Raw genomic sequence first — 13,229 nt, 5'->3', positions numbered from 1 at the left:
TGCGCAGCTCAGACCGTCAACTCTTCTCTCTCGGCGATGATCGCACCTGTTTCGGCCGCGCGCTCCAGCGCGGCAAATTCGGCAGCAGCGATGGGATGAAACCGCAGCAGATCGCCGGCGCGAAACAGGAAGGGCTCGTGTGTGCGTCGCGGGTCATAGGAGCGTACCGGCGTGCGCCCAAGCATGTGCCAGCCGCTGGGCGAGGCGAGCGGCGGCGCGACCGCGGCCTGCTGCCCTCCGACGGAGACGCTGCACGGGGGCGTCACGAGCCTCGGCTCCGGGCGCCGGTCGACATGAAGCGCGGGATCGAGCCCGCCGAGATAGGCAAATCCCGGCATGAAGCCGATCATGTAGACACGGTATTCGGCTGCGCTGTGCCGCGCTACGATCTCGTCCGTGGTCGTGTCGAGTCGCCGTGCGAGCCAGTCGAGGTCCATCCCGTTGTCGCCGCCATAGGCGACGGGAACGGTCCAGCGGCGGCGGACCTGTCCTATCGGGGCGACCGGCGGCCACAGCGCCATGATCTCTGCCTCGATGTCGCGCCGTGACAGCATGACCGGATCGAAGCAAACCAGCAGCGTGCGGTAGGTCGGCACGATCTCGACGATGCCAGGCAGCGCACGCTCGGCCAGCGCACGGTCGAGATCGACGACGCGCGCGTTGACATCGGCGTCGATGCCGTCGCCGACTTCGACCGTCAGCGCAGCGTCGCCGGATCGGCGGAATCGCGGCACCGCGTAGAGTGCATCATTGGCCATGCTCATTGAGGCCCTGGTGAGATCGTTGGACGTAGCCATGCTCTGCGACAACGCCCCATGCAAGCGGCGCGCCGAATTTTTCGTGACGCACACCGCGTATCATGGGTATATCGAACCTGCACGCCAAATGAGGACGACGATGACTCTGATCGATATGAACTGCGACATGGGTGAAGGTTTCGGCGTCTATAGCCTCGGCGATGATGCAGAGATGCTGCGGACCGTCACCTCCGCCAACATCGCCTGCGGCTTTCATGCCGGCGATCCGCTCGTCATGCATCGCACCCTGAGCGAGGCGAAGGCCAATGGTGTGCAGGCCGGTGCGCATCCCGGCTTTCTCGATCTCTGGGGTTTTGGCCGCAGGCCGATCCAGGGCGAGCGCCCCGCCGACATCGAGAAGATCGTGCTCTACCAGGTGGGCGCGCTGATGGCGCTGGCGTCCGACGCCGGTCACCCCGTCCGCCACGTCAAGACCCACGGCGCGCTCGGTAACATCGCCGCGGAGGATCGCGACCTCGCCGAAGCCGTGGCGCGTGCGATCCGCACCATCGACCGCAACCTGATCTTCGTGGTGATGCCCGGCCAGGAGACGGAGCGGGCCGGGGAGAAATTCGGCCTGCCGCTGGTGCGCGAGATCTATGCCGATCGCGCCTATGCCGACAATGGCAATCTGGTGTCGCGCCGCCTCGCCGGGGCTGTCATTCACGATGCGGAGGTCGCGTCCGAACGGGTCATTCGCATGATCGAGGACCGCGCGATCACGTGCCTGTCGGGAGCGCAATTACCGACCCGCATCGACAGCGTCTGTGTCCACGGTGATACGCCTGGCGCAGTCGCGATGGCGCAGCGCCTGAAGGCGCGCCTTGCCGCAGCAGGCGTCACGCTGGCGCCAATGGCCAAGGTCATCGGCGCCTGAGCCGCCCTTCGTCTGGCCTCCGCCTCGGGGGGCCTAGACGTGGATCGCGTGGCCGAGTGCCCTAAAGGCCGCTTCCTGGATTGCTTCGCCCAGCGTGGGATGCGCGTGGATCGTGCCGGCGATGTCCTGCAAGACCGCGCCCATCTCGATCGCCAGGCCAAACGCGGCAGAAAGCTCCGAGACGCCCTGTCCAACGGCCTGGATACCGAGGACGCGTTGATTGTCGGCCCTGGCGACGACGCGCACAAGGCCGGGTTCGCCATGGCGCGTCATCGCGCGGCCATTGGCTGCAAAGGGAAACTGCCCAACCTTGGTGTTGATGCCGGCCTGGCGAGCCTCTTCCGGCGACAAGCCGGCGGAGACGATCTCGGGGTCGGTGAAGCAGATCGCCGGGATGCACTGCTTGTCCCACGCGCGCGGCAGGCCGGCGGCGATTTCCGCCACCATCTCGCCCTGCGTCATGGCGCGATGGGCCAGCATCGGCTCTCCCGTGACATCGCCGATCGCATAGATGCCGCGCATCGAGGTCTCGCAATGCTGGCCGATCCGGATGAAGCGGCCGTCCATGTCGAGGACGAGCTGCTCCAGCCCCAATGCGGCGGTGACCGGTGCGCGCCCGACCGTGACGAGAATCTTGTCAGCCGAGAGGCTCCGCTCGCGGCCGTCGGCCGTCTCGATGCGCAGTCCGTCGCCCTGGGCGGTCGGGCCAAGGGCCCGGGCGCCGGTCAGCACCTCGACGCCAAGCGCGCTCAGGCGCCTCGTGATCGGAGCCGTCAGTTCGGCATCGTAGAGCGGCAGGACGTTGTCCTGCGCCTCCACTACGGACACCTTGCTCCCCAGCTTGGCGAAGGCGGTCCCAAGCTCGAGCCCGATATAGCCGCCGCCGACGACGACAAGGGATTTCGGCACTTCCGCGAGCGAGAGGGCGCCGGTTGAGGAGATGACCCTGCCGCCGAACGGCAGCGACGGCAGCTCGACGGCCGCCGAGCCGGTCGCGATCACAACCGTTTCGGCCTTGATCGTCTTCGGGCCGGTCTCGGTCTCGACGACGATCGTCTTGCCGTCGCGGAAGCGTGCATGGCCCTGAACGATCTTGACCTTGGCCTTGCGCAGCAGCGCGGCGACGCCGTTGTTCAGCCGTTGGACGATGCCGTCCTTCCAGGCGATCGCCTGCTTGAATTCCAGCGCGGGCTCTGCCGCCGTCAGGCCGAACGGCGTCTTGCCTTTCGCCGCCTCGGTCAGCTTCTCGAATTCCTCGGCAACGTGAATCATCGCCTTCGAGGGAATGCAGCCGACGTTCAGGCAGCTTCCGCCCAGCTTGCCGCGTTCGACGAGGACGGTGTCGAGGCCGAGCTGGCCGGCGCGGATTGCGCACACATAGCCGCCGGGGCCGCCACCGATAACGACAAGCTGACAGGTGATCTCGGTCATTGCTTCTTCTGCCTCAGGGGTCGACGAAGATCGTCGCCGGGTTCTCCAGCAGCTCCTTGAGCCTCTGCACGAAGACGGCGGCGTCCCAGCCGTCGATGACGCGGTGATCGAAGCTGGAGGAGAGGTTCATCATCTTGCAGGGCACGAACTGCGTGCCGTCCCAGACCGGACGCACTGCAATCTTGTTGACACCGACAATGGCGACCTCGGGGTGGTTGATCACGGGCGTGGTCGCAAGGCCGCCAAGTGCGCCGAGCGAGGTGATGGTGATCGTCGATCCGGTCAGCTCCTCGCGTGTCGCGGTGCCCTCGCGGGCGCGCTGCGCGAGGCGGTTCAGCTCGATGCTGCAGTCCCTCAAGTCGCGCGCCTCCGCGTGCTTCACCACGGGGACAACGAGGCCCGACGGGGTCTGGGTCGCGATGCCGATATGGATGCCGGCGTGCTGATGCACGATGCCGGCTTCGTCGTCATAGAGCGCGTTGAGCGCGGGCTGCTCGGCAAGCGCCTTGACCATGGCGCGCATCAGGAAGGGCAGCAGCGTCAGCTTGGGATGCTCCGTCGCCGGCTTCTTGTTCAGCGACGCGCGAAAATCCTCCAGCGGCGAGACGTTGACCTCCTCGATGATGGTGATGTGCGGGATGCGCGACTTCGACAGCGCCATCTTCTCGGCAATGCGGCGGCGCAAGCCCACCACCTTGACGTCGGTGATGGCGGTCTTTGGGGTCATGCCGCGACCGTGGACCGGCGCTGGTCCACGCGACAGGAAGGCGTCGATGTCCTCGTGGGTGATGCGTCCGGCGGGGCCCGTGCCGTGGACCTGGCGCAGGTCGATGCCGGCTTCGCGCGCCTTGAGGCGTATGGCGGGCGAAGCCAGCGGCTTCTCGCCCGGCGCGCGGCGCACCGCAGATGTGGCCGCCGGCCGGGCCTCGGTCGCCGCGGGGGGAACGCGGGCAGGGGGCGCCGGCCGAGCGTCCGGGGTTTCGGCTTTCGTCCCAGGCGATGGCACTGCTACGTCTTGCGTCGGCGCCTCGTCTGCAGGCTCCGAGGCGTCGTCGCCGGCCACCTTGAGCTTCACGAGCGTGGAGCCGATTGCCACCGCTTCACCGATCTGGGCGCCGATCCAGCTGACCTCGCCCGCGAGCGGCGAGGGAATCTCGACCGAGGCCTTGTCGGTCATCACGGTGGCAAGCAGATCGTCCTCGCGAACGAGATCGCCCACCTTGACGTGCCATTCGACCAGCTCGGCTTCGGCAATGCCTTCGCCGATATCCGGGAGCTTGACGCTGCGCTCGCCCATCAGCGTGTCTCCACGATGTCGCGCAACGCCTGCCCGAGTCTGCTAGGGCCGGGGAAATAGTCCCATTCCTGCGCGTGCGGGTAGGGCGTGTCCCAACCGGTGACGCGCATCACCGGCGCTTCGAGATGATAGAAACAGTGCTCCTGCACCAGCGCCGTGAGCTCCGCGCCGAAGCCGGAGGTCAGGGTTGCTTCGTGCAGCACGATGCAGCGGCCAGTCTTGGCGACGGAAGCCGCGATCGTCTCGAGATCGAGCGGAAGCAGGGTGCGCAGGTCGATCACCTCGGCATCGACGCCCGTCTCCTCGACTGCGGCGAGAGCGACGTGAACCATGGTGCCGTAGGCAAGGATGGTGACGGCCTCGCCGGCGCGTCGCGTCACCGCCTTGCCGAGGGGCGTGGTGTAATGTCCTTCCGGCACTTCGGAGAGCTCATGCTTGGCCCATGCGGTGACAGGGCGATCGTGATGACCGTCGAACGGGCCATTGTAGAGCCGTTTCGGCTCCAGAAAGATGACGGGGTCCGGATCCTCGATGGCCGCGATCAGGAGGCCTTTCGCGTCATAGGGATTTGACGGCACCACGGTCTTCAGCCCCGCGACATGTGTGAACAGCGCCTCGGGGCTCTGGCTGTGGGTTTGCCCACCGAAGATACCGCCGCCCGTGGGCATGCGGATGACCAGGGGACAGGTGAAGTCGCCGGCCGAACGATAACGCAGGCGAGCGGCCTCCGAGACGATCTGGTCGTAAGCCGGATACATGTAGTCGGCGAACTGAAGCTCGACGCAGGGGCGCAGGCCATAGGCGGCCATGCCGATCGCGGTGCCGACGATGCCGCATTCGCTGATCGGCGCGTCGAAACAGCGCGAGACGCCGTATTTCTGCTGCAGGCCCTGCGTGCAGCGGAATACGCCGCCGAAAAAGCCGACGTCCTCGCCATAGACCACGACGTCATCGTTACGAGCCATCGAGACGTCGAGCGCGGAGCGGATTGCCTCGATCATCGTCATGCGCGGCATCGCGTCAAACTCCGATCTGCTGGCGCTGCCGACGCAGATGCGGCGGTAGCTCGGCATAGACATCCTCGAAGATATCGCGCGCCGAGGGCTTGCCGCCGGAATGCAGGGTGCCGAAGGCCTCGGCTTCCTTCTGCGCGGCGATGACGGTGGCAAGAATCTCGGCCTCGGTCTGCTTGTGGCGCTCTTCCGACCAGGCGCCGGCTGCGATGAGATGCTGCTTGAGCCGGATCACGGGATCGCCCAGCGGCCACTCCTCGGACTCGTGCTTCGGCCGGTAGGCGGACGGATCATCCGACGTCGAATGCGCGCCGGCGCGGTAGGTGACGTATTCGATCAGTGTTGGCCCGAGGTTGAGCCGGGCGCGCTCGATCGCCCATTTTGCGACGGCATAGGTCGCGAGATAGTCGTTGCCGTCGACCCTGAGCGCGGGGATGCCGAAGCCGAGGCCGCGCGCCGCGAAGGTGCCCGAGCCGCCACGCGCGATGCCCTGGAAGGTCGAGATGGCCCATTGATTGTTGACCACGTTGAGGACGACCGGCGCCTTGTAGGTCGAGGCGAAGACAAGCGCCGCATGGAAATCCGACTCCGCCGTCGAGCCGTCGCCGATCCAGGCGGCGGCAATGCGGTGGTTGCGCTTGATCGCCGATGCCATGGCCCAGCCGACCGCCTGGACGAACTGCGTGGCGAGGTTGCCCGAAATCGAGAAGAAGCCGTGTTTTTTCGAAGAGTACATCACGGGCAATTGCCGGCCCTTTAGCGGGTCATGCTCATTGGAATAAATCTGACACATCATGTCGACCAGCGGATAGTCGTGTGCGATCAGAAGCCCGGCCTGGCGGTAGGTCGGGAAGTTCATGTCGTCTGGACCGAGCGCGATGCGGAAAGCGCAACTCACCGCTTCCTCGCCGGTGTGCTGCATGTAGAAGGACGTCTTGCCCTGACGTTGCGCCATCTGCATGCGCGCGTCGAACGTGCGCAGGGTCATCATGTGGCGCAGGCCGGCGACCAGCTCGTCCTGGGACAGGTCCGGCACCCATGGCCCGATTGCCCGGCCCTCGTGATTGAGGACGCGGATGATGGAGTAGGCGAGATCACGAATCTCCTCAGGGAGCACGTCGACCGGTGGACGCCGGACCGAGCCTGCCTTCGGGATCGAGACGCCCGAGAAATCCGGCTTGCCTCCCGGTCGGCTTGCAGGCTCCGGAACGTGAAAATGAAGGGGCGTGGGGCTGGTCATGGGAGCATCCGCTCGTTTGCGGGTTCTGAAGAGGCAACGCCTGGCCGACCGGAGTCTTCACGCGCGAGCTCCACGACGTGAAGGCCGGTGATCGCCGGATGCCGCGACAGCCGTTCCGCAAGGTCCGCGCAGTCGGCCGACGGCTGGATTTCAAGAACCATCCGTATGGTTCGGTTCCCATCGGAGTGCGTCGTCATCGCGACCTGGTCGACGCCGAAGCCGAAACGCGCCGCGTCGAGCACAAGCCGGACGATCCCGTCAAAGGGGTCGGGCGTGGTGGCCATCACGCTGACGCGCCGGGGCTGCTGAGGCTGCATGTCACGTTCTCTCGCGACACATGATAATCTCCTGTTTCAAGAAAACTTCCCAAAATCCAGACAGATGTGCCAAAATGACGGAAGGTTTTCCCGGTAAAATACGAAATGACAGAAGGATTTCCCGATGCCCTCCAAGCGCAGCCCCGTCGAGGAGCTCGATCAGCTGGATCGCCGGATTCTCTCGGCGCTTTGCGAGAACGGCCGCTTGACGACGAGTGCGCTGGCCGAGCAGGTCGGGCTCTCGAGCTCGCCGTGCTGGACCAGGGTGAAGCGCCTGGAGGAAAACGGCGCGATCGAGAAATATGTCGCGGTGCTCAATCACGCCAATCTGGGATACAACAATATCGCCTTCGTCGAGATATCGCTGGACAAGCACGACGACAAGGTGCTCGAGCGCTTCGGTACGGCGCTGTCGCGAATTCCGGAGGTGATGGAAGCCTATCTGGTGACCGGCGAGTACGATTATCTCATCAAGGTCGTGGTACGGGACACCGATCACTACGAGCGCTTCCTGCGACAAGCGTTGTACAGGATACCCGGCATCCGGCAGTCGCGGACGACGTTCGGCCTGCGCACCCTGAAGCGCCAGATATCGATCGATCCTTCCAAGGCGGGGCAGACCTGACATTGACGGACCCTGCCCGAGGCAAAGAATCACCGCTATGAAAGCGCGAAATCAAGCAACGGCGTGGCATCGGTCCATCGCCTCTGTTGAGACAGGAGTACTGCGATGACGAAAGCTGAGATCCGATTTCCGATCGACGGCCGAGCCAGAAAGATGTTCGTCGACGGCGCGTGGGTGGATGCCCGCTCGGGCAAGCTCTTCGAGACGCGCAACCCCGCGACCGGCGAGGTCATCGGGCGTGTCCCCTGCGGCGAGTCGGCCGATATCAACGCCGCGGTCGGCGCGGCCCGTCGCGCCTTCGTCGGACCGTGGAGCCGTTTCAAGCCGTTCGAGCGGCAGGCGCTGCTCCTGCGTATCGCCGACCTGTTCGAGAAGCACTGGGAGGAGATCAGCCAGTCCGATACGGCCGATATGGGGATGCCGATCGCCCGGACGCGGGCGAACAAGCTCCGCGTGATCGGCATGCTGCGATACTACGCCGGCATGGCGACCGCGCTCCACGGGCAGACGGTAGACAATTCGCTTCCGGGAGACATCGTCTCGTTCACGCGGAAGGAGCCCATCGGCGTCGTCGGCGCCATCATTCCGTGGAATGCGCCGACGGCCGCGTCGGTCTGGAAGATCGGACCCGCGCTCGCCACCGGCTGCACGATCGTGCTCAAGCCGTCGGAAGAGGCGCCGCTGACGCCGCTGCTGATCGCGGATCTGATGAACGAGGCCGGCGTGCCGCCCGGCGTCGTCAACGTGGTGACCGGAACCGGGGCGGAGGCCGGGGCGCCTCTGGCCGAGCATCCCGGTGTCGACAAGATCGTCTTCACCGGCTCCACTGCGACCGGCCAGGCGATCATTCGTGCGTCGGCCGGCAACCTCAAGCGGGTGTCTCTCGAGCTTGGCGGAAAGTCACCGGTCATCGTCTGCGCCGATGCTGATCTCGACAAGGCCGTGCCGACCGCCGCGATGGCCGCGTTCGCCAATTCGGGCCAGATCTGCATCGCCGGCTCGCGCCTGTTCGTGGAGCGTAAAATCCATGATGAATTGGTCGAGCGGCTCGGGAAGTTCGCCTCGGCGCTGAAGATCGGCGATGGCGCGGATCCGGCGACGGAGATCGGGCCTCTCGTCTCCCAGCGACAACTCGACAAGGTCGAGGGCTTCCTGCAAAGCGGGCGCGACGAGGGCGCGAAGGTGGTGGCCGGCGGCCGGCGTGCGAAGGAGGGCAGTCTTGCCAAGGGCAACTTCGTCGAGCCGACCGTCTTCGCCGGCGTCTCCGACGACATGCAGATCGCACGTGACGAGATCTTCGGCCCGGTCATTTCCGCACTGCCGTTCGACACCCTCGACGAGGCCGTGGAACGAGCCAATGCGACGCCGTACGGGCTCGCGGCAGGTGTCTTCACGCGCGACGTGAGCAAGGCCCACATCATCTCGCGCAGCTTGCGCGCAGGATCGGTGTGGGTGAATACCTATCACGCGCTGGATCCCGCCATGCCGTTCGGCGGCTACAAGATGAGCGGTTATGGCCGCGAGGGCGGCACCGAGCATCTCGACGAATACCTGCAAACGAAGGGGGTGTGGATCAAGCTGGATTGACTCTGGGACGACTGCGGCTAGAACATTCGTTCGATGTGAGCGCGGATCGCCTGTCGCTCGGCATCGATCCAGCCATGTTCGCGGGCCTTGGCCACCATCACCGCGTAGCCCTGATCCCAGCTTGCATCGTCGGGGCGGCCCGGCAGGGTCGGGACCAGATCGATCGAGACGAGCGCATCACGATCGTCGAGAAGCGTGATGCCGTTCCAGCTCTGTGTATCGGCGCGGACATCGGCGCGCAGGACCAGCTTGAATTTTCTGAAGTCGAATGGCTCGGTCAGACGGACGGCACCGCCGTCCTGGCATTCGATGATCACGGCGCGGCTCCTTCTTGCGCTCACGGCCTGTTTGGTGACGATGCCAGGATCGCCATCAGGGATGCAACTAGGCTTGCGGCAGTGCGCGCAATGCGCCCTGGAAATTGACGAGGGGATCGCCGTTGCCGCCGCGGGTGGCCACGATCCGGCCGATGAAGAGACCGTGCGTGCCCACCACCTGGTGGTGGTGCAGCACGCATTCCAGTGCGCCGATCGCCGGTTCTAGCAGCGGCACATCGAGAATGCCTTGCTCCCATGGCGCAGTGGCGAAGCGATCGATGCCCTTGGCGCCGCCGGCGAAACGCAGCGCCAGATCCTCCTGCCCGCTGCCGAGCAGGCTGATCCCGAAGCGGCCGTTGGCGAGGATGGCGGCATGCGTTTCGGAGCTTGAATTGACGCCGACGAGAAGGCAGGGCGGGTCCATGCACAGCGAAGTGACGGAGCTGACCGTCAGCCCGCGCCGTGTGGTTTCCGTTCCCGTCGCCACGATTGCGACGCCGCTCGCGAGGTTGCGCATGGCCAGCCGAAACTCGGCGGCTTCGACCGAGCGGAAATCGGTCATTTGAGACATCTGGCATCCCATGACGTGCCTCCGAACCTCGCGCCTCGCCGGTCGCGCCTAAGCTGAGACCGCTTCGCTCGCGACCTTGCTGCGACCGGATTTCAGTTCCTTCCGGATTGCGGGGATGATCCTGCTGCCCCACAATTCGATCTGGCGCAGCATCGTGCGCTGATCGAAATCGCCGAGCTGGGTCTGCAGCGCGATGTGGGTCGGCTTGAGAATGCTGATCTCTTCCAGCATGCGGTCGATCACCTGGTTGACGCTGCCGACGGGCAGGTTCTTCCGCATCGTCTCCAGGCTCATGTCGTTCGGCCCGGCCTCTTCCTTGATCAGATAGCCGTCGTCGCTCTGGGCGCGCCGGAACTTCAGGCTTTCGGAGAGCCGGCGCTGGAAGCGCGCGTTGTCCAGATAGGACTGGATCTCGCTGTCATTGTCGCTGGCATAGGCGCAGCGCAGGAAGCCGAAATGCGTGTCGCCGATGGAGCGGCCTTCCGTCGCCGCGATTCCCTCGAGACGTTCGCGCAACGCCTTGATCGCGTCGAGGCCGTTCAGTAGCGCGGTGACGAACAGGTTGTGGTTGTCGCGAATGGCGCGGCCGAGCGTCTCGCCGTGGCCGGACGTGACCCAGATCGGCGGCATCGGTTTCTGCACCGTGCGCACGGCGATGGCGGTCGGCGGCATCTTCAGATGTTCACCGTCATAGGAGAAGATGCGCTCGCGCATGCCGGCCTCGAGCACGTCGTAAAATTCGGCGAACAGCGCATGCGAATGGTCGAGGTCCACGCCGAAGCGGTCGAACTCGAATTTCTGGTAGCCGGAGCCGATGCCGAGATCGAGGCGTCCGTTCGAGACCGTATCGGCGAAGCCGATTTCGCCGAGCAGCCGCGCCGGATGATACAGCGGCAGCACGCAGACGGCGGTGCCGAGGCGGATACGCTTGGTCAGGCCGGCGCAATGCGCGACCATCATCAACGGCGAGGGGCAGAGGCTGTAATTGTTGAAATGGTGCTCGGCGTACCACGCCGTATTGAAGCCGGCCTGCTCGGCGGCGACCGTCTGCTCGACGGCGTTGTTGATCACCTGCTGCGAGCTCTGATGATAGCCGCGCTGCTGCGCCAGAATGAATACGCCGAATTCCATCGATTGCTTCCTCCACCTGGTCGCTCTTGCGACGCGTTCTCATCACGTTAGGGGCTTGAGCATTTTCGAACAATTGACGTAATCTGAGCATGTCCTTTGCAGAATCTGAAAAGATCGATGAATCGCCTCCAGGCCATGGAATTGTTCGTCAGCGCCGTCCGTGAGGGCAGCTTTTCGGCCGCCGGGCGCCGCGTAGGGCTCTCGCCGGCGTCGGTGTCGCGCTATATCGGCGAGCTCGAGGCGCAGCTCGGCGTGCAGCTGTTGAACCGCAGCACACGCCATCTCGGGTTGACCGATGCCGGCAAGATCTTCTTCCAACGCACCGAGCAGGTGCTGCACGGCATCGAGGATGCCGAAGCTGCGGCGCTCGCACTGCAGACCGCGCCGCGCGGCACGCTGCGGGTGCACTCGCGGACGCTGTTCGGCATCAAGGTGCTGTCGCCGCTGATCCCGGGTTTTCAGAAGCTCTATCCGGAATTGAAGGTGGAGCTGCGCCTGTCCGAGCGGCGTCCCCAGCTTCGCGAAGATGAATTCGACGTCGACTTCCAGATCCAGGCGGCGAAAGACCCGGCCCTCATGCAGCGAAGACTGCTGCGGAGCGAGCGGATTCTCGTGGCTTCACCGGACTATGTCGCCCGGATGCCGAAATTGCGCGAACCGGAGGACATCACCCGCCACAATTGCCTGACCTACTGGATGGGCCCGGACGACGTGGTCTGGAAGTTCATGCACAGGAACAGGCTGCGTGAGATCGTCGTGCCGTCGTCCTTCAGCAGCAACAACGGGGTGGTGCTTTGCGACCTCGCCGCCGGCGGGCACGGCATCGCCCTGCTGGATGATTACACCGTGGCGGACGAGTTGAAGAGCGGGCGCCTGAGACGCCTGCTGCCGGGCTTCCGGGTGACGAATTCCACCTTCGACGAGGGCATGTATGCGACGTTTCTCCAGAGCAGCTACTTGCCGGAGAAGATCAGGGTGTTCGTGGACTACATGGCGGAGCACGTGCCGAAGCAGGTCAAGAGATCGGCGCGGTAGCCGCGCGGCCGGTCAGCCCGCGCCAAACCTGTGTGCCGGCAGGCCGCGAACGCCGAGGCCCTCGACGGCGAACTGGCCGCCGGCATCGGGGTGGTCGTCGGCGAGCGCGTGGCTGCGCGAGATCGATGTCACGTAGAGAAGATCGAGATCGGGGCCGCCGAAGCTCACGCTGGTCGGATGACGGACCGGCATGTCGATCGTTCGCACGAGCCTTCCGTCCGGCGCAAACCGCGCGATCTTGCCGATGCGCACGAGCACGGACCAGAGATGTCCGTCCGCATCGACCGTTGCGCCGTCGCAGCCGGATCCTTGCGCCTCCGTGTCGACGAAGACGCGCTTGTTCGCAAGGGGACCTTCCGCACTGTAGTCATAGGCCCAGATAATCCGCCTTGCGCTGTCGGCGAGATAGAAGGTCCGGCCGTCGGGGCTGAAGCACGGTCCGTTGCTCACGGCGAGGTCCGTCGCCAGCAGTTGCAGCGCGCCTGATGCGTCCAGCCGATAGAGGCCGCCGAGCGGCGACTCATCCGGGGCGCGGTCGCCATGCATCGTGCCCGCCAGAAAGCGGCCATGCGGATCGGCCTTGCCGTCGTTGAGCCGCACCTTCGGATGGTCGAGCCCGATCATTGGGCCTTCCGTCAGCGCGCGCTTGTCGAAATCATAAGCCGCAAATCCGTTGCGCAGAGCCAGGACCGCGCCGCTGTCGCCTCGCAGCGCCAGCGAGCCGATCGGCGCGGGCACATCGAACTGCTCGGCCGCGCCGGTGACGGGATCGAGCCTATGGATCAATCCGGCGAGGGAGTCGATCCAGTAGAGGCGTCGCCCGCGCTCATCCCAAACCGGGCTCTCGCCGAGCTGGTCCTTGGTGGCGCCGATGCGCGTGATCCGGACGGCGCTCATGGTTCCTTCCGCGGGAATCGCCGGACTTGACCGATCGGTCGGTGAAAACCTAGTTTCATTCTAAAGACTCTCAGGCTGACGAATGGATTGCGGA

Annotated in this window: 14 protein-coding genes; 4 read left to right on the top strand and 10 right to left on the bottom strand. The window is 65.2% G+C overall.

Annotated elements, in window-relative coordinates:
• Window positions 1–8 precede the first annotated feature (8 nt).
• Window positions 9–764: a 5-oxoprolinase subunit PxpB gene (pxpB, locus tag JQ592_RS27470; protein ID WP_211405900.1), complete on the bottom strand. Its 756-nt coding sequence runs from the start codon at window positions 762–764 to the stop codon at window positions 9–11.
• Window positions 765–897: 133 nt separating this feature from the next.
• On the opposite strand from pxpB, the gene JQ592_RS27465 reads away from it, so the two are divergent.
• Window positions 898–1,674, top strand: coding sequence for a LamB/YcsF family protein (locus JQ592_RS27465; RefSeq protein ID WP_211405899.1), 777 nt, complete (start codon window positions 898–900; stop codon window positions 1,672–1,674).
• 33 nt (window positions 1,675–1,707) lie between these two features.
• Here the strand turns inward: JQ592_RS27465 and lpdA are convergent, their stop codons facing one another.
• From lpdA to JQ592_RS27440, 5 genes are read right to left on the bottom strand one after another with little or no spacing between them, the layout of a single operon-like run.
• Window positions 1,708–3,105, bottom strand: a complete 1,398-nt coding sequence (gene lpdA, locus JQ592_RS27460; protein ID WP_211405898.1) for a dihydrolipoyl dehydrogenase — start codon at window positions 3,103–3,105, stop codon at window positions 1,708–1,710.
• A gap of 13 nt (window positions 3,106–3,118) precedes the next feature.
• A complete protein-coding gene (locus JQ592_RS27455; RefSeq protein WP_211405897.1) occupies window positions 3,119–4,402 on the bottom strand; it encodes a dihydrolipoamide acetyltransferase family protein in 1,284 nt (427 codons plus the stop codon).
• Window positions 4,402–5,418, bottom strand: coding sequence for an alpha-ketoacid dehydrogenase subunit beta (locus JQ592_RS27450; protein WP_211405896.1), 1,017 nt, complete (start codon window positions 5,416–5,418; stop codon window positions 4,402–4,404). The genes JQ592_RS27455 and JQ592_RS27450 overlap by 1 nt, the downstream gene beginning before the upstream one ends.
• A 4-nt stretch (window positions 5,419–5,422) precedes the next feature.
• On the bottom strand, window positions 5,423–6,655 hold the full coding sequence (locus JQ592_RS27445; RefSeq protein ID WP_211405895.1) for a 3-methyl-2-oxobutanoate dehydrogenase (2-methylpropanoyl-transferring) subunit alpha: 1,233 nt from the start codon (window positions 6,653–6,655) through the stop codon (window positions 5,423–5,425).
• The gene (locus JQ592_RS27440; protein ID WP_211405894.1) at window positions 6,652–6,972 is read right to left on the bottom strand and encodes a hypothetical protein; all 321 of its coding nucleotides are present in this window, start codon (window positions 6,970–6,972) and stop codon (window positions 6,652–6,654) included. The genes JQ592_RS27445 and JQ592_RS27440 overlap by 4 nt, the downstream gene beginning before the upstream one ends.
• A 124-nt stretch (window positions 6,973–7,096) precedes the next feature.
• On the opposite strand from JQ592_RS27440, the gene JQ592_RS27435 reads away from it, so the two are divergent.
• Entirely contained in the window at window positions 7,097–7,597 is a 501-nt protein-coding gene (locus tag JQ592_RS27435; protein WP_211405893.1) for an Lrp/AsnC family transcriptional regulator, read from the top strand.
• Window positions 7,598–7,702: 105 nt separating this feature from the next.
• Entirely contained in the window at window positions 7,703–9,184 is a 1,482-nt protein-coding gene (locus JQ592_RS27430; protein WP_211405892.1) for an aldehyde dehydrogenase family protein, read from the top strand.
• 17 nt (window positions 9,185–9,201) lie between these two features.
• Here JQ592_RS27430 and JQ592_RS27425 read toward each other — a convergent pair whose 3' ends face one another.
• From JQ592_RS27425 to JQ592_RS27415, 3 genes are all read right to left on the bottom strand, one after another.
• Complete coding sequence (locus tag JQ592_RS27425) at window positions 9,202–9,501, bottom strand: hypothetical protein (RefSeq protein ID WP_211405891.1); 300 nt, start codon at window positions 9,499–9,501, stop codon at window positions 9,202–9,204.
• A gap of 67 nt (window positions 9,502–9,568) precedes the next feature.
• Window positions 9,569–10,063: a flavin reductase family protein gene (locus JQ592_RS27420; protein ID WP_211405890.1), complete on the bottom strand. Its 495-nt coding sequence runs from the start codon at window positions 10,061–10,063 to the stop codon at window positions 9,569–9,571.
• 57 nt (window positions 10,064–10,120) lie between these two features.
• On the bottom strand, window positions 10,121–11,203 hold the full coding sequence (locus tag JQ592_RS27415) for an LLM class flavin-dependent oxidoreductase (RefSeq protein ID WP_211405889.1): 1,083 nt from the start codon (window positions 11,201–11,203) through the stop codon (window positions 10,121–10,123).
• Between the two features lie 117 nt (window positions 11,204–11,320).
• Between JQ592_RS27415 and JQ592_RS27410 the strand changes: the two genes are divergently transcribed.
• On the top strand, window positions 11,321–12,238 hold the full coding sequence (locus tag JQ592_RS27410) for a LysR family transcriptional regulator (RefSeq protein WP_211405888.1): 918 nt from the start codon (window positions 11,321–11,323) through the stop codon (window positions 12,236–12,238).
• Between the two features lie 12 nt (window positions 12,239–12,250).
• Here the strand turns inward: JQ592_RS27410 and JQ592_RS27405 are convergent, their stop codons facing one another.
• Window positions 12,251–13,135 (bottom strand): SMP-30/gluconolactonase/LRE family protein, encoded by an 885-nt coding sequence (locus tag JQ592_RS27405; protein WP_211405887.1) that lies wholly within the window; start codon window positions 13,133–13,135, stop codon window positions 12,251–12,253.
• Between the last annotated feature and the right edge of the window lie 94 nt (window positions 13,136–13,229).

The sequence above is a fragment of the Bradyrhizobium iriomotense genome (assembly GCF_018129405.1).
Lineage (GTDB): Bacteria > Pseudomonadota > Alphaproteobacteria > Rhizobiales > Xanthobacteraceae > Bradyrhizobium > Bradyrhizobium iriomotense_B.
This window is presented reverse-complemented; position numbering and strand designations above follow the sequence as displayed.